The organism is Microbacterium sp. NPDC089698 (assembly GCF_044749045.1).
Taxonomy (GTDB): Bacteria; Actinomycetota; Actinomycetes; order Actinomycetales; family Microbacteriaceae; genus Microbacterium.
In genome coordinates this window covers 469,359-483,870 of the sequence record NZ_JBIVHE010000001.1, presented here as the reverse complement: position 1 = coordinate 483,870, position 14,512 = coordinate 469,359, and the positions used below count along the sequence as shown (strand labels likewise).

Sequence of the window (14,512 nt, the reverse complement as noted above, 5' to 3'; positions counted from 1 at the left end):
GCGGCCCGGTGGCGGCAGGCATCGTGCAGGATGGGTGCATGGCACGTGCGACGGGGGATGCATCGACGGCGATCGTCTGCGAGGACATTGTGATCGACCGGATCGGGCACTCCGCGCCCACCAGGGCGATCGACGGCGTGACCTTCGCGTTGCCGGCCGGGGAGCTGATGTGCATCGCGGGCGCGACGGGGTCCGGGAAGTCGACGCTCGTCGGCGCTCTTGCGGGCGCCGCCGATCCCTCGATCCGTGTCGTCGGCGGATCCGCGACGGTGTGCGGTGTCTCTGTGCGCCACCCCGGTCGCCGCCTGCGGGAGCTGACCTACCGGGCCGGCTATCTGCCGCAGAATGCCGGGGCGCTGCTCACACCGCAGCTGACCGTGCAGGAGACGATCGCCGAGCCGATCCTGCAGCGCGAGCGGCGCGTGAACGTGAAGGCACTCGCGATCCGCGTGGCGAGTCTGCTGGATGAGCTGCACCTGCCGCTGGGGCTGGCCTCGTCCTTCCCCTACGAACTCAGCGCAGGGATGCGCCAGCGCGTGGCGATCGCCCGGGCCCTGGTGCTCGACCCTACCGTGCTGATCGCCGACGAGCCGCTCGCGAACCTCGATCTGGAGGTGCGTCCCGTGGTCTTCGCCGCGATCACGCGCCGTCGCACCGAACGCAAGATGGCGGCTCTGCTGGTGAGCAATGATGCCGCGTTCGCACGCGAGCTCGGCGCGGAGACGCTCATGATCCGCGAGGGGCACGTCGTCGCGCGGGGCGCCGGTGCTGATCTGCTATGGACGCCCGGCACCGAGCACACGCGCTGAGCCGCTGCAGGGGCGGTCTCGACGCCGTTCGTCCGTGATCGCTCCGGTGGACGGTGCGGCATCGTCGCGGCGCGTCGATGGTCACGACGGGAGAACCTCCGCGCCGCGGACTAGCGATGCAGGAGATATGCGACTCCGAGTCCCAGAAGCACGAGACCGAAGCCGAGGAGAGCCCAGACGGGCGCGCCATAGAGCTCTTTGAGGAGCCAGGGCCGTTCATAATCGCCATCGCCCTTGCGCGCACGACTGCGTCGCCTTTCCCGCGCCATTTCCGACCTCCCCAGCAGCCACTTCGAGCACAGTGACTCTGCGAATCAGCGGCCTGTGGGAAACACTACAAGATCGGACCGCCGCAAGCCTCATCATGGTGTCACGTGCTCGGAGCGCACTCGGTTGCCGAGCCGCATTTGATGACGTTATGTTAACGCGGGATATCGCATCTGGGGGAGTCGCTCTCGCGGTGATCGACGGGGGAAGATCGTTAAATGGGGAATGCTACAGCGTCACGGGATCTGACACGACTGCTCCGCGGGGAGCGGCATCATCCGATCGTCGCGCTGCGCTATCGCAGCGTCCTTGCGACGCAGCACGTGGTGGGCCGCGACATTGTGTGGCGATGGCAGCCGCAGGAGAGGGACGGCAGGGAGACGGCGGCGCTTCTCGTCTCCTCGATCCCGCTCGAGATCCGCGGTGTGGAAGGGGCGCCGTGCGAGGTCGATCCCGGCGCACTGGTGTTCCTGCATCCCCATCGCGTGGCGTCGGTGGGCGCCGTGAAAGCCGGCACGGTGATGATCGCGTGGGTCCCCTGGGGCGAACTGGCGGAGATCGAGTCGGGCGTCGGTGCCCCGATGGAAGTGATTCCGGCGAGCGCGCTGGGGCGCGGGCTGCGCGCGTTCCTGGACTCGTTGCTCACTCAGCCTTCGGAGCCGACGCTCTACACCGACTATCTCGTCGAGCAGCTGATCTCGGAGATGGTCTTCGGCGTCCTCGTGGAGGCGGGGCCCCGCACGACGATCGCAGGCATCGAGGCGCCGGGGATCGCACGAGCGCGCACCCTCATCCTGATCCGGCGCACCGAGCCCGACTTCGGCGTCGCCGCGCTGGCGCAGGACCTGCACATGTCGATCCGCAACCTGCAGCGGCTCTTCGCGATCGACGGCACCACGCCCGCGGATGAACTGCGACGAGCGAGGGTGGATCTCGCGCAGGAACTGCTGGCCAATGCGGGCAACGCGCCGCTGGGGATCGGGGAGATCGCGGAGCTCGCGGGCTTCCGGGATCCGGCGGCCCTGCGCCGGGCGTTCGCCTGGGCGGGACTGGCAACGCCGCGCGAGCTGCGCAGAGCCTCGCGTCGCTGACCCTCCCGGTGACGCGGCCCGCCACCGTTCGTCACTCTCGCGCCAGAACTCTTCGATTCTGCGACACGGACATCGTCAATGCGTCCATTGGATGCGTTCGCACGACGATCTTCGCGTCTATGGCCATTTTCGCGGCCGGAGCCGCCGTCGGTGTGATTTGATGTGTTGCACGCCTTCTCTGTCGATGGATTCCCGGATCCTTGTCGAACGTCCCCGGAGGGCGGATGATTGCCGGTGCCGACCGAATTTCCCGTCGGTCTGACAATGGTCGAAAGGCCTCCTCGCCGGGATCATCTCATCGGGGCAATGCGGATATCCCTATTCTCGGGTCCGGCACTGTCCCGGCATCGCGACAATTCGTCGATGCAGATAGTTCGCCGCGAAAGCGGTGAACGGGTCCGGTGGCTCGCTCAGGGTATGTCGAGTCACCGATTCCCGTGCCCATTTCGTGCTGCTCGCGGACAGTGACATTGCATTCCGCGCCACCTTTCGTCGGAATTGCGTCTCAGAACCCCATTTCGTCGCGGTGGACTTCGATGATGATCCAGCGTGGCCGTGGCGCGTCGACCTGAGGCGCACCGGACCGCGCGGTCCGAACACCACTTCTCCTGGGGAGGAACACATGTCCGAAAGCAAGACCATGGGGACGAGGCACCCCGGCATCGACCGCCGGACGGTCGTCAAGGGCGCCGCATGGAGCATCCCGGTCGTCGCTGCGGCTGCGGCGATGCCGCTGGCCTCCGCATCGACGCCGGCCTGCCCGACCTGTATCAAGGCGGGATTCCCGATCGTCGGAGGGATCATCTCCGGCGCCTGGACGTCTCAGGCTGTCGTCGTCGGGAACAAGGGCACGATCGCGTTCCCGTCGATCTTCGGGCTCGACGCGACGCAGTGCGGGATCAGCTTCACCAACATTTTCCAGCCCGCCTTCACCTACATCGTGACCCAGGCGACGCTGACGATGTCCGACGGCAAGACCTACAACTCCGCGGTCGGGCTCGGCGCCGGCGCCGGGAACATCTCGACCGTCGGCGCTATGCCCGGCGCCTTCGTGTTCACGAACGTGTCGCTCCCGAACGGCGGGGCGATCGGCGGTCTCGGCAACTACACCGATGTGCCGACCAAGCTCACGGTGACGGTGCAGACGACGCTTCAGTACGGAATCGGCCTCTCGATCCAGTGCCCGATGGTGTTGACCTGGAACCTGCACGGACTTGCGACCGGTCTGGTGGCTTTCGGCGCGGGCACCGTCAACTTCACCGGGACGGCGACCGTCTGACCCGAGCCCGCAGGTGCGCCGGCCGTCGCCCGACGCACCTGCGGGTCCTCGGCGGATGCGGTGCCGGGGTCGAGGCATCGCGGGACATTAAACACGGGCGCGACCCCTGCACGGCGCGGGCATCTCTGGCTACTCTCGAAAGAAGGCGGAGATGAGAGGACGAGTCATGACCGAGATGATCGTTGTAGGAGTCTCGGACGCACCGGTCGCGGAGCGCGTCGTGGAGTGGGCGATCGCACGTGCCGCGGAACGATCGCAGCGCGTGGAACTGGTCTCCGTCGTCGGGGGAGCGATCGGCACTCTCGGCGAAGGGGGGCCGCTGGCCGCGGCGACCGCCGCGGCGCGCTCGTTCCTCGAGGAGCACGTCCGGCGGCACGCCGAGCGCGGCGTCGAGCTGAGCCTGCGGGTGGAGGTGGGCAACCCCATCGAGCGGCTCGTGGCCATCTCGGAGGACGCCTCGCTGCTCGTCATCGGCAGCGACTATCAGGGCGGATCATCGCCTTCGGTCCGCGGATTCCACGGCGTGCGCATCACCGCGGCCGCGAAATGCCCCGTCGTCGTGGTCCCGGACTTCGACGTCTCCGATCGCACGGGGGTCGTCGTCGGCGTCGACGGATCCGAGACCTCGGAGAGCGCGCTGCGTTTCGCCGCCGCGGAGGCAGACCGTCGCCAGGAGCCGTTGACGGCGGTCTCGGTCTGGACGCCCCTGACGGCCCCGGGGTACGGCCTGGTGAGCTATGCGCAGCCGTACCTCGACAACATGCAGACCGCCACCGAGGAGATCCTCGCGATCGCCCTCGCCGGCCTGTCGACCGACTATCCCGATCTCACGGTCATCCCCGTCGTCGAGAGCGGCTATCCCTCTCGAGTGATCGACGAGCTCGCGGCTGCGGCCTCGCTCTGCGTCGTGGGCTCACGGGGGCGCGGCGCGATCCGGCGCTTCCTGCTCGGATCGATCAGCCAGGAGGTCATCGGACATCCGGCCACGGTCACGGTCGTCGTCCGATAGGAGCGGGCCATGATCATCGAACTCAGCGAGCAGGAGTGCTACGACCTGCTCACGGCGACGACGGTCGGACGGATCGGCTTCGTGCACGACGCCCGGGTGCTGATCCTCCCCGTCAACTTCGTGGTCTCAGGGCGGGATCTGTTTCTGCGCACCACGGCCGAGGGGCTCCTCGGCGCGCTGTCCGAGGTGCCGGTGGAGGTGGCGTTCGAAGTCGACGGCCATGTGCCCCTCTCGCGGACGGCGTGGAGCGTGCTGATGCACGGGCCGCTCTCTCGCGTCCCGGAGGAGGAGGCGGCCGCGGTCCTGCCCCGCGTGTCGCCATGGGCCGGTGGCGAGAGGGATCTGCCGCTGCGCTTCCACATCGAGAGCATGACGGGGCGTAGCGTGCACGGCGATCAGGCGCCGTGACGCCGAGTGCGCTCGTCGACCGCCCCGAGGTCTCATCGACCATGCGGCGACGGCGCCCGGGGCGACGCTCCGAACCGTTCAGCGCGCGTCGAACGCCGGCGGCGGACCGGCCGTCTGACCCGGAACGAGCTCGACGGGCAGCACCACGCTCTCAGGTCGCTCCCCGCGCAGCAGCGCCGTGACGAGTTCCCCGGCGGTCCGGCCGCGTTCGTGGAGAGGCTGGCGGACAGTGGTGAGCGTCCGGTCCAGACCCGGCAGCTCGATGCCGTCGAATCCCGTGACCGTGAGGTCCTCCGGCACCCGTAGCCCGCGCTCGCGCGCCGCCTGAAGGGCGCCGAGGGCGAGCAGGTCGTTCTGTGCGAGGATCGCGGTCGGCGCGGTCGGATGATCCAGGAGCACCCGCGCCGCCGCGGCGCCGGCGGCCGCGTCCCGTCCTCCGGCCTCGACCCTGACGGCGTGCGGGAAGGCCTCGGCCACCGCTTCGAGCCTCCCACGGATCGTGGGGTTGGCGATCGCATCGAGATCGGCCCCGATCGGGCGCGGCGGGCCTGGCGGGTGCTCCGGTCCCATCGTCGTCCGGCGCATCACGACCGCGATCCGGGTGTGGCCCAGGGCGGCGACGAACCCGGCGAGCTCCGCCATTCCGCGCCGGTCGTCGACGTCGACCACGGTCACGTCGCTCTCGTGCGGGCCCTCGACGCCCACCATCGGCACACCTCGCGCCCGTCCCACCGGCAGCAGCGCGTCCGCGGCCTCGCCGCGCGTGGCGAAGACGATCGCGTCGACGGGAAGCGTCCGCAACAGCACCGGGCCGCCGCTGCGGGGATCGCGACCTGGAAGCAGGAGCATTCCGTAGCCCTCGCGATCGAGCACCTCGGCGAGACCGTTCATGGTCGCCTGCGCGACGGGGTTGCCGAACGCCCGCTGGATCCGATCGGTGATCACGATCCCGACGATGCCGGTGCGCCCGCTTCGCAGCGAGCTGGCGACCGGGTGCGGACCCTCGTAGCCGAGAGCCTCCGCCGCATCGAGGATGCCGCGCCGCGTCGCCTCCTGGACGCGATCCGGGGCGCGGAACGCGAGCGACGCCGTCGAGGTCGAGACCCCGGCGAGGTCGGCGACGTCCGCGATGGTGACGCGCCCCTGGCGCCCACGGCCCCGCACGGGGGAGAACCGAACCTGATCCACGAGGGCCACCTTAGTGAAGAGGCGGATCGCATCGTTTCGTTCCGTCGGCTCACACGGAGAGTACATGCCGAGTTCACGCCCTCGTCACATGCGGCGCCTTCAATCGAAACGATGCGATCCGGATCAGGGATCCCATCTGAGTTCCTTCCCGAAGCGTTCGATTCCTCCACGAAAGCAGGAAAACCCGCGATGAAGAAGCGCGTCCTCTCGATCCCCCTCGGCCTTGCCGCCGCCGCCGTGGCCCTGGCCGCCTGCGCGCCGGTGAGCTCCACAGGCGCCCCCGCGTCCTCCGCGGGCGCCACGTCCCTCACGGTGTTCATCTCCGGTGACACCAACGTCCAGGATCTCTGGGAGAAGGGGATCATCCCCGCCTACGAATCCGCGCACCCCGGTGCCTCGGTGCGCACCACGATCGACCTGCACGGCGAGCATGACCAGCAGACGGTCGCCAAGCTGGTCACCGCCACGAAGGCCGGAGATGCCCCGGGCTACGACCTCGTCGACGCCGGCTTCGTGACCGGAAGCGCCACCGAGGCGGGCACTCTGCTCGACATCGACGGAAAGGTCTCCGGGCTCTCCGACGTCCCGGCCGCCACCGTCAAGGCCGGCAAGGGCACCGGCATCCCGTACCGCGCCTCCTCGGTGCTCCTCGCCTACGACAGCACCAAGGTCCAGACGCCGCCGAAGACCCTCGACGAGCTTCTCGCCTGGATCCAGGCCAACCCGGGCAAGTTCGCCTACAACTCGCCGGCGACCGGCGGGTCGGGTGGCGCCTTCGTCACGACGGTCCTGGACAGCTACCTCTCCGACGCCGAGCAGCAGGCTCTGCGCACCGGCCACGACACGGCGGCGGAGGCAGGCTGGGCCAAGGGCTTCGACCGTCTCAAGCAGCTGGGCTCGTCGATGTACCAGAGCGGTGTCTATCCGAACGGCAACACCCAGGTGATCGATCTGCTCGGCACGGGCGCGATCTCGATGGCGCCGGTGTGGAGCGACCAGATCATGACCTCGGTCAAGAACGGACTCATCCCGAAGACGGTGAAGTACACGCAGATCAGCGGTCCCAGCTTCACCGGATCCGCGTCGTACCTCGGCATCCCGAAGACCAGCAAGAACACGGCCGGCGCGATCGATCTCGTCAACTTCGTGCTGAGCCCCGCCGGACAGCGGATCATCGCGGAGAAGATCTCCGGCTATCCCGTGATCGACGTGAAGAAGCTTCCGGAGGAGACCGCGAAGACCTTCGCCGACGCGGACCCGTCCGCGCTGCGCCCGAGCTACTTCGCCGAGGTCTCCGGCGACATGGCCGACCAGTGGGACTCCCGGGTCCCGTGAGCGAATCCACCGTCATGACCGGGGTGCGCGCCGACCGCGCGCGCCCCGGTGCCACTCCGGCCCGGCGGGCCGAGCGTCGCAGCGCTGCCACCGGGTTCTCGCTCGTGCTGCCGCCGGTGCTGCTCCTGGCGCTGTTCGTCGGTCTGCCCGTGGTGCTCGCGATCGGCTTCAGCTTCGGGATGACCGGCGGTCTCAACAGCACCGTCGCCGCGATCGGCCAGGACGTGCACGAGGGTGCGCCCTTCACGCTCGCGGCCTATGCGGATCTCTTCGCGGACGCGCGCTTCGGCCGGGATCTCGGGGCGACCGTGCTGGTCACGGTGTGCACGACCGTCCTCACGCTCGCGCTGGCGATCGGGATCGCGGTCACGCTGCGTCTTCGTGGCGGCTGGGCCGGCACCGTGCTCTCCGGACTCGGCGTGGTGCCGCTGTTCATCCCCGTGGTCATCGCGTCGTGGGCCATCCTCACCTTCTACTCCGGCGACGGCTTCGTGCGCAGCCTGTTCGCGCAGCTGGGCGCAGAAGGGCCGGTGTTCGGCTTCACGGTGACCGGCGTGATCATCGCCTCCGTGTGGGTGAACCTGCCGTTCGCGCTGCTCATGGCGGCCTCCGGCATGCAGGGCGTCCCGGATGCGTTGATCGACGCCGCCAGGGACGCGGGCGCCTCTACCACGGCGATCGTCGGCCGTGTTCTCGTCCCCATGGCGGGCATCCCGCTGGTCATCGCGGCGACCTTCACCGCGATCGGCGTGCTCGGGCAGTTCACCGTCCCGTACTTCACCGGGCCGAGTGCGCCGCAGCAGCTGGGCGTGGACATCAGCAAGTACTTCCAGTCCTTCAACCATCCGCAGCAGGCCGCGGCGATCGCCGTGGTCGTGTTCCTGATCGCCTCGGGCGTCGCCGCACTCTACGTGTGGGCGAACTTCCGGACTGCGGAGAAGGAGGGGCGAGCCTGATGCCCGCACTGCTGCGCCGCGCCGGAGGGCGCCTGCTCGCCATCGTGCTCGTGGCCCTGGTGGCGCTCTTCATCCTCGGGCCCCTGCTGTGGCTCGGGATGCACGCCTTCGCGAGCGATTGGACCTATCCGAACCTGCTGCCGGACGGCCTCACGATGCGCTGGTGGGGGGTGGTGTTCTCCGACCCGACGCTGTTCGCCTCGATGCAGAACACGCTGTTCTTCGCACCGGTGACGGTGCTCGTCTCCGCGGTCGTCTGCCTGCCCGCCGCCTACGCCTTCTCCCGGTTCCGTTTCCCCGGCCGCCGGTTCTTCCTCATCGGCCTCTTCGCCACGAACGCCTTCCCGAAGATGGGCCTCTTCGTCTCGATGGCCACCGTCTTCTACGGCCTGCACCTGATGGGGACCGCGTTCGGCGTCATCGTCGTGCACGTGATCGGGACGGTGGTCTTCATGACGTGGATCCCGGCGGCGGCGTTCTCGGCGGTCCCGCGGTCGCTCGAGGAGGCGGCGAGGGACGCGGGCGCCGGCCGGATCAGGACGTTCCTCACGGTGACGCTTCCGCTGGCGCTCCCCGGCATCCTCGTCGCCTGCGTGATGAGCTTCCTCGCTTCGTTCGATGAGGCGCAGGGGACCTATCTCGTGGGAGCACCGACCTTCATGACCATGCCGACCGAGATGTACACGCTCGTCCTCAACTATCCGAAGCAGGTGGCCGCGGTGTTCGCGATCCTGCTCTCCCTCCCGTCCGTCGTCCTCCTGCTGCTGACCCGCAAATACATCATGGGCGGGCAGCTGGCCGAGGGCTTCCAGATCCGTTAGGACCCTCCATGTCCACCGACATCGCGAACTCCGCACCCGCCGGGCTGCGCCTGGAAGGGCTCTCCAAGGTCCTCGGCGGGCGCACCATCGTCGACGACCTCGACCTGGACATCGCACCAGGCGAGCTCGTCTCGCTCCTCGGCCCGTCCGGGTGCGGCAAGACCACCACGCTGCGCATGATCGCCGGCTTCCTCCTCCCGGACGCGGGTCGGATCGGGGTCGGCGAACAGGACGTCACCGCGCTCGGCCCCGAGCGCCGGCCGAGCGCGATGGTGTTCCAGAACTATGCGCTGTGGCCGCACATGACGGTCGCCAAGAACGTCGGCTTCCCCCTGCGGATCGCGCGTACGCCGCGGGCCGAGATCACGCGCAGGGTGGCCGAGGCGCTCGAGCTCGTGGGCCTGTCGCACCACGCGAACAGCCGCCCCGCCCGGATCTCGGGCGGCGAGCAGCAGCGCGCGGCGCTCGCACGAGCGCTGGTGCGCCGGCCCTCGCTGCTGCTCCTCGACGAGCCGCTGTCGAACCTGGACGCGAAACTGCGCGTGCGCGTGCGGGAGGAGATCCGGGACATCCAGCAGCGCCTGGGGATCACGACAGTGCTCGTCACGCACGATCAGGAGGAGGCGCTCGCCGTCTCAGATCGGATCGCCGTGATGAACGAGGGCCGCATCGAGCAGGTCGCGACGCCCACCGAGCTCTATGAGCGCCCTGCGACCGATTTCGTCGCCGGATTCATCGGCGTCAGCAACCGGATCCCGCACCCCGACCTCCGCACGGTGGAGCACGGAGTGCACTGGATCGCCCGCCCGGAGGACATCGTCGTGGAGGCGGAGGGGACGCCGGGCACGGAGGCGGCCACCGTCTCGCGGGTGCTGCCGCACGGGCACTTCGCGGAGCTCGTCCTGAGCGTGCGCGAGGGGCTCGAGCTGCGGGTGTTCGCGTCCGGTGGTGCACCCCGCGCCGGCGCGGTCGTCGGCGTTCGCGTCGTCAGAGCGCTGCGCTATCGGGACGGGATGCTGGATCCTGATCACGCGGCATCGGGTGAGCCGGTGCCGCTCGCGTCCGAGACGGCGAACCTGACGGCCGTCACCGCGCCGGAGCGGCGGGTGCTCGCATGACCCGGCCCGGCATGCCTCGCCTCGTGGCGCACCGCGGGCTGCACGCGGAGGAGACGGGCGGTGCGCGGGAGAACACGCTCGCGGCGCTGCGCGCGGCCGTGGCGGCGGGCGCCACGTGGATCGAGATCGACGTGCGCCGGACCAGGGACGGCGCGGTCGTGCTGCTGCACGATCCGACCCTGGAGCGGCTGTGGGGCGACAGGTCGGCGATCGCAGACCTCGAGCTCGCGGAGGTCAGGGAACGGGGCGGAGGGGAGCGCCGGATCCCGCTGCTCTCGGAGGCGCTCGACCTCCTGCACGGCAGCGGCGTCGTCCTGCTCATCGACATGGACGAGGCGGTGCCGGCCGCGGCGGCCGCGGAGGTCGTGCGCTCGTCTCCCGCCGACACGGCGACCGCGTGGTGCGGCGATCTCGACGCGATGCGCCGAGTGCGCGCGGAACTCCCGGATGCGGAGATCTGGATGCCCTGGGCGAGTCCCGTGCCGCCGTCCGAAGCGGAGCTGGCCGAACTCAGGCCGAGCGTCGTGAACGCTCCGCATCTGATCGTCGGCGCGGACTTCGTCTCCGGCGTGCACGCCAGAGGACTCGGCGTCGCGGTCTGGACCGTGGACGAGCCGGCGCAGGCCGCGCATCTGGCGCGGCTCGGAGTGGACTCGGTGACGACCAACGTGCTGCCCCGCCTGCAGGCCGCGGTCGCCGATGTCACGACCGGCTCCTCGGACTCGGACGAGGGCGAGCGCGCGGCCGGGATCGTGCGGGAGCTGGCCGAATGGGCCGCCGAGCGCACGGCTCTGGCTCGGATCGACGGCATCGGGCCGGTGCAGACGAAGAAGGATCCGGGGGATCACGTCACGCGGATCGACCGTGAGATCGAGCACGGCGTACGGGTCGCGCTCCGTGCACAGTTCCCCGCGCACGACATCGTGGGCGAGGAGGAAGGGGGCGAGAGCGACGGCACGCGGCCGTGCTGGTACCTCGATCCCGTGGACGGCACGGCGAACCTCGCGAACGGGGTGCCCTGGACGAGCTTCTCCCTGGCTCTCGTGCAGGACGGCCGTCCGGTCGTCGGCGCTGTGCTGGATCCCGTCGGGGAGGCGAAGGACGGCATCTCCGTTCCCGTGCCGGTGATCGCAGGGGAGGGGAGGGGCGCGTGGCGGCGCGGTTCTCGGCTCGTGTCGTCGCCGGGGGCCGGGGAGGACCCGCTGTCCGGCGCGATCGTCACCACCGAGCTCGCCGGCACGAGCGCGTGGCCCGGGCTGAGCCGCATGCTCGACGCGCTGGCGGAGCGGCACTGCACGCTGCGGATCCCCGGTTCCGGCACCGCGACGCTCGCCGGCGTCGCGCTCGGCCGGGGGATCGCGGCGATGGTGCACCGCTACAGCCCGCTCGACCACGCGGCGGCACTGCTGATCGTCGCGGAGGCGGGCGGCTGCGTGCTCGACGCGGAAGGCCGCCCGACGCTGGACCCCGGTCCCGGGCCGGTGTTCACGGGCGTGGACGAGCGCTCCGCTCGTGCGCTGCATCTGATCTGGCGGGAGGCCGCGTCGCGGGCCGCGTCCGATGGGCGCGATGAGAGGGCGGGAGCCGGCTCACGATCTGACCCGCATCACTCGTGCTGTCCCGTCGACGCAGGTGCGAGGTGCAGCGCGTCGCGATCCAGGCGTGCCTGCAACCGGTGCAGGGTGGTGTCGCTGATCGCGCCGTGGTTTCGGAGGCGGATCACGACGTCGCGGGTGTGATCGACGAGGGCGAGGCTCAGGGCCGCGTAGTCGCGATCCACGTCCCGGCGGGTGCGGCGCTCCGGTTCGGGCGAACCGTCGATCCGCTCGAGGCGTTCCCGATACTCGTTCGCGAGCCGGTCCCGGACATGTCCCGGGGCATCGAGATCCTGTGCGAGGGCCGGCATCGCGCGGATCGCGGAGAGCAGCGCGCTCCGGTGCGCACGGGTGAACTCGGCGGAGACCAGGGTGTCGGGCTCGAAGCGCGCCCAGCGGATCACGGCCGGCAGGAGCAGGCCCTGGGCGAGGATCGTGAGGATCACGACCCCGGTGGCGACGAAGACGATCTCGGCGCGACCGGGCATCCCGGCGGGCACGGCGAGCGCGACCGCGAGGGAGATCGCCCCGCGGAACCCCGCGACCGTCGCCACGACTCTGGCGCGGTGCGTCATCCGCTTGCTGCGCTGTGCGGGGCTCCGATCCACGAGCCGGATCGTCCACGTGGTGAGCAGCTGGAACACGAGGCGGATGAGCAGGATCACGATCCAGATCAGGGCGCAGAGGGCGAGCAGCATCGGGATGCTCTGCGGTGAGACGGACCGCAGAGCGGACTGCGCCTCGATCCCGATGAGCACGAAGAGCGCGCCGTTGAGCGCCGTGGTCGTCAGGGTCCAGAAGCCGTCCCGCTGCTGCCGGGACTGCGGTGTTCCGGAGCGCGGCCCGGTGCGGCTCAGATGCAGGCCCGCGAGCACGATGGCGATGACGCCGGAAGCGTGGATCTGCTCCGCTGCGAGGAATGCGGCGAAGGGCACCAGGATCAGCGCCGCGTTGTGCAGGAGAGGGTCGCCCAGCCGTCGGAGCACGACCGTGCCCAGCAGGCCGGCGAGGAGGCCGACCATTGCCCCGCCGCCGTAGGCGAGTGCGACGAGTCCGGTGATCTCCACGCCGGAGTACGAGGCGCCGCTCCCGGCGAGCCCGATCACGACCGAGGAGACGACGAGGGCCGTTCCATCGTTGATCAGGCTCTCGGCGCGCAGCTGGACGATGTTCCGATGGGGGAGCGCTCGGGCGAGCGCCCCGACCGCGGTCGCGTCGGTGGGGGCCAAGGCGGCCCCCAGGATCAGCGCGGGCAGCCATCCCCAGCCGAGGGCCACGCCGATCCCCGCCGTACCGAACGTCGTAGCCACGACCAGCAGCGTGCTCAGCAGCAGGATGACCCGCAGATCCCGTCGCACCTCCCGTAGCGGAGTCATCAGCGCCTCCCAGAAGAGCAGCGCCGGGAGGAAGAGCACCAGCACCGCCTCCGAGGGCAGGTGGATGCTCCGCACCTCCGGAATGATCCCCACCAGCAGCCCGGCGAGGAGCTGCAGCAGCGGGGCGGGCAGGTGAAGCCGCGGCGCGATCCAGGATGCGCCCACGACGAGCGACCCGACCAGGACGAAGACGGCGAGCGGATTCATGGGGTGTCCTCTCCGGCGGATGGGCGGAGCCGGGGACCGGGGATCCCGCCATCGCGACGCCGATCCGGAAGGCTCGGTGGAGAGAAGGGTCTCAGCGCGCTGTTTCGATGCGGTTTCCGGCACGGGCAGGGAGTGTTTCGCTCACGTGGTGCCCCGGGCGGCATGTCGAGCGCGCCGAACCCGGGGGAGTACTCTCGCCCCCGTGGCAGGACGCGCCTGCCGGGCGGAGGACGACATGACCACGACGACAGCACCCTCGACGGACAAGCAGCATCGCCCGTATCTCAGACCCTCGCGGCTCCTGAAGAACGTCGACCGCACGCGTCTGCATCCCGCGGTTCTTGCACAGGCGGAGCATCGAGCGGCGAGTGTCCAGCTCCGGATCGCGGACTGGATCACCACCTTCGCCGGATCGATGGCCTTCGTCTACATCCACATCGTGCTCTTCGCGGTGTGGATGCTCTGGATGGAGAAGAACCCGTGGCCGACCTTGACGCTGGTCGTGTCGCTCGAGGCGATCTTCCTGTCGACCTTCGTCATGATCGGTCAGAACCGCCAGGCGTCGTTCCAGCAGGCCAAGGCGGACCGCGACTACTCCGACCAGGAGAAGCTGCTCGTCGAGAACACCGAGCTCACCCGCACCATCCGTGATCTGTCTCAGCAGATCCGCGACATGACGGCACAGATCCACGCCCACGTCGTTCCCTCCGCAGGGGATGAGCCGAATGCGGATGGGCGCCCGTCCTCCGCAGGCGGTGCCGAGAAGTGACAGGGGGATCTCATGACGGCCCCGCCAACGACGAAGCCCCGTCACGAGGACGGGGCTTCGGGGGATCGCTCCCCGGCTTGGACTCGAACCAAGAACCTGCCGGTTAACAGCCGGCTGCTCTGCCAATTGAGCTACCGAGGAATGCTTCCCGCTGCGCGGGCAACTCGTCAACTATAGCAAAGGATGCGCGCCGACTCCGACACGGGGCGGAGCCCGGGCGCGTCGCCCTCCGCGCTCGCGGGCGGACGACGGAGGGGCCCGCCGTGGCGAGCCCCTCCGAAGGA

General features: G+C 69.9%; 12 protein-coding genes, 1 tRNA gene and 1 pseudogene. 11 read left to right on the top strand and 3 right to left on the bottom strand.

Features of this window, described 5'->3' with window-relative positions:
- The first annotated feature begins 38 nt into the window (after positions 1 to 38).
- The 5 genes from ACIPY5_RS02315 to ACIPY5_RS02295 all read left to right on the top strand — a co-directional run bounded on the left by ACIPY5_RS02315 (position 39) and on the right by ACIPY5_RS02295 (position 4,863).
- The gene (locus ACIPY5_RS02315) at positions 39 to 809 is read left to right on the top strand and encodes an ATP-binding cassette domain-containing protein (RefSeq protein ID WP_400966188.1); all 771 of its coding nucleotides are present in this window, start codon (positions 39 to 41) and stop codon (positions 807 to 809) included.
- A gap of 485 nt (positions 810 to 1,294) precedes the next feature.
- Positions 1,295 to 2,167, top strand: a complete 873-nt coding sequence (locus ACIPY5_RS02310) for an AraC family transcriptional regulator (RefSeq protein ID WP_309357228.1) — start codon at positions 1,295 to 1,297, stop codon at positions 2,165 to 2,167.
- Between the two features lie 622 nt (positions 2,168 to 2,789).
- On the top strand, positions 2,790 to 3,446 hold the full coding sequence (locus tag ACIPY5_RS02305; protein WP_400966185.1) for a hypothetical protein: 657 nt from the start codon (positions 2,790 to 2,792) through the stop codon (positions 3,444 to 3,446).
- Between the two features lie 166 nt (positions 3,447 to 3,612).
- On the top strand, positions 3,613 to 4,455 hold the full coding sequence (locus tag ACIPY5_RS02300; RefSeq protein ID WP_400966181.1) for a universal stress protein: 843 nt from the start codon (positions 3,613 to 3,615) through the stop codon (positions 4,453 to 4,455).
- Between the two features lie 9 nt (positions 4,456 to 4,464).
- Complete coding sequence (locus ACIPY5_RS02295; RefSeq protein ID WP_400966178.1) at positions 4,465 to 4,863, top strand: pyridoxamine 5'-phosphate oxidase family protein; 399 nt, start codon at positions 4,465 to 4,467, stop codon at positions 4,861 to 4,863.
- 78 nt (positions 4,864 to 4,941) lie between these two features.
- On the opposite strand, the gene ACIPY5_RS02290 is transcribed toward ACIPY5_RS02295, so the two are convergent.
- Positions 4,942 to 6,051, bottom strand: coding sequence for a LacI family DNA-binding transcriptional regulator (locus ACIPY5_RS02290; RefSeq protein ID WP_400966175.1), 1,110 nt, complete (start codon positions 6,049 to 6,051; stop codon positions 4,942 to 4,944).
- 189 nt (positions 6,052 to 6,240) lie between these two features.
- On the opposite strand from ACIPY5_RS02290, the gene ACIPY5_RS02285 reads away from it, so the two are divergent.
- The 5 genes from ACIPY5_RS02285 to ACIPY5_RS02265 are packed head-to-tail and all read left to right on the top strand — an operon-like array spanning position 6,241 to position 12,020.
- Entirely contained in the window at positions 6,241 to 7,386 is a 1,146-nt protein-coding gene (locus tag ACIPY5_RS02285; protein ID WP_400966172.1) for an extracellular solute-binding protein, read from the top strand.
- Positions 7,383 to 8,342, top strand: coding sequence for an ABC transporter permease (locus tag ACIPY5_RS02280; protein ID WP_400966170.1), 960 nt, complete (start codon positions 7,383 to 7,385; stop codon positions 8,340 to 8,342). The genes ACIPY5_RS02285 and ACIPY5_RS02280 overlap by 4 nt, the downstream gene beginning before the upstream one ends.
- The gene (locus ACIPY5_RS02275; RefSeq protein WP_309357221.1) at positions 8,342 to 9,163 is read left to right on the top strand and encodes an ABC transporter permease subunit; all 822 of its coding nucleotides are present in this window, start codon (positions 8,342 to 8,344) and stop codon (positions 9,161 to 9,163) included. Before ACIPY5_RS02280 ends, ACIPY5_RS02275 begins: the two co-directional genes overlap by 1 nt.
- An 8-nt stretch (positions 9,164 to 9,171) precedes the next feature.
- Complete coding sequence (locus ACIPY5_RS02270) at positions 9,172 to 10,281, top strand: ABC transporter ATP-binding protein (protein WP_400966167.1); 1,110 nt, start codon at positions 9,172 to 9,174, stop codon at positions 10,279 to 10,281.
- Positions 10,278 to 12,020, top strand: coding sequence for an inositol monophosphatase family protein (locus ACIPY5_RS02265; RefSeq protein ID WP_400966165.1), 1,743 nt, complete (start codon positions 10,278 to 10,280; stop codon positions 12,018 to 12,020). Before ACIPY5_RS02270 ends, ACIPY5_RS02265 begins: the two co-directional genes overlap by 4 nt.
- On the opposite strand, the pseudogene ACIPY5_RS02260 reads toward ACIPY5_RS02265, so the two are convergent.
- Positions 11,984 to 13,459, bottom strand: a pseudogene (locus ACIPY5_RS02260) (Na+/H+ antiporter); the annotation flags it as partial. The gene ACIPY5_RS02265 and the pseudogene ACIPY5_RS02260 sit on opposite strands and share 37 nt — an antisense overlap.
- 235 nt (positions 13,460 to 13,694) lie before the next feature.
- Between ACIPY5_RS02260 and ACIPY5_RS02255 the strand changes: the two are divergent.
- Positions 13,695 to 14,228 carry a DUF1003 domain-containing protein gene (locus tag ACIPY5_RS02255; RefSeq protein WP_400966162.1) on the top strand — a complete coding sequence of 178 codons (534 nt, stop codon included), beginning with the start codon at positions 13,695 to 13,697 and terminating at the stop codon, positions 14,226 to 14,228.
- 68 nt (positions 14,229 to 14,296) lie between these two features.
- Here the strand turns inward: ACIPY5_RS02255 and ACIPY5_RS02250 are convergent.
- Positions 14,297 to 14,369, bottom strand: a tRNA-Asn gene (locus tag ACIPY5_RS02250).
- Positions 14,370 to 14,512 lie beyond the last annotated feature (143 nt).

Bases quoted from the DNA above. Each gene is read 5' to 3' on its own strand.
- ACIPY5_RS02285 (WP_400966172.1), top strand. From the start codon at position 6,241: ATGAAGAAGCGCGTCCTCTCGATCCCCCTCGGCCTTGCCGCCGCCGCC.
- ACIPY5_RS02315 (WP_400966188.1), top strand. From the start codon at position 39: ATGGCACGTGCGACGGGGGATGCATCGACGGCGATCGTCTGCGAGGAC.
- ACIPY5_RS02265 (WP_400966165.1), top strand. From the start codon at position 10,278: ATGACCCGGCCCGGCATGCCTCGCCTCGTGGCGCACCGCGGGCTGCAC.
- ACIPY5_RS02270 (WP_400966167.1), top strand. From the start codon at position 9,172: ATGTCCACCGACATCGCGAACTCCGCACCCGCCGGGCTGCGCCTGGAA.
- ACIPY5_RS02300 (WP_400966181.1), top strand. From the start codon at position 3,613: ATGACCGAGATGATCGTTGTAGGAGTCTCGGACGCACCGGTCGCGGAG.
- ACIPY5_RS02275 (WP_309357221.1), top strand. From the start codon at position 8,342: ATGCCCGCACTGCTGCGCCGCGCCGGAGGGCGCCTGCTCGCCATCGTG.
- ACIPY5_RS02310 (WP_309357228.1), top strand. From the start codon at position 1,295: ATGGGGAATGCTACAGCGTCACGGGATCTGACACGACTGCTCCGCGGG.
- ACIPY5_RS02255 (WP_400966162.1), top strand. From the start codon at position 13,695: ATGACCACGACGACAGCACCCTCGACGGACAAGCAGCATCGCCCGTAT.
- ACIPY5_RS02295 (WP_400966178.1), top strand. From the start codon at position 4,465: ATGATCATCGAACTCAGCGAGCAGGAGTGCTACGACCTGCTCACGGCG.
- ACIPY5_RS02305 (WP_400966185.1), top strand. From the start codon at position 2,790: ATGTCCGAAAGCAAGACCATGGGGACGAGGCACCCCGGCATCGACCGC.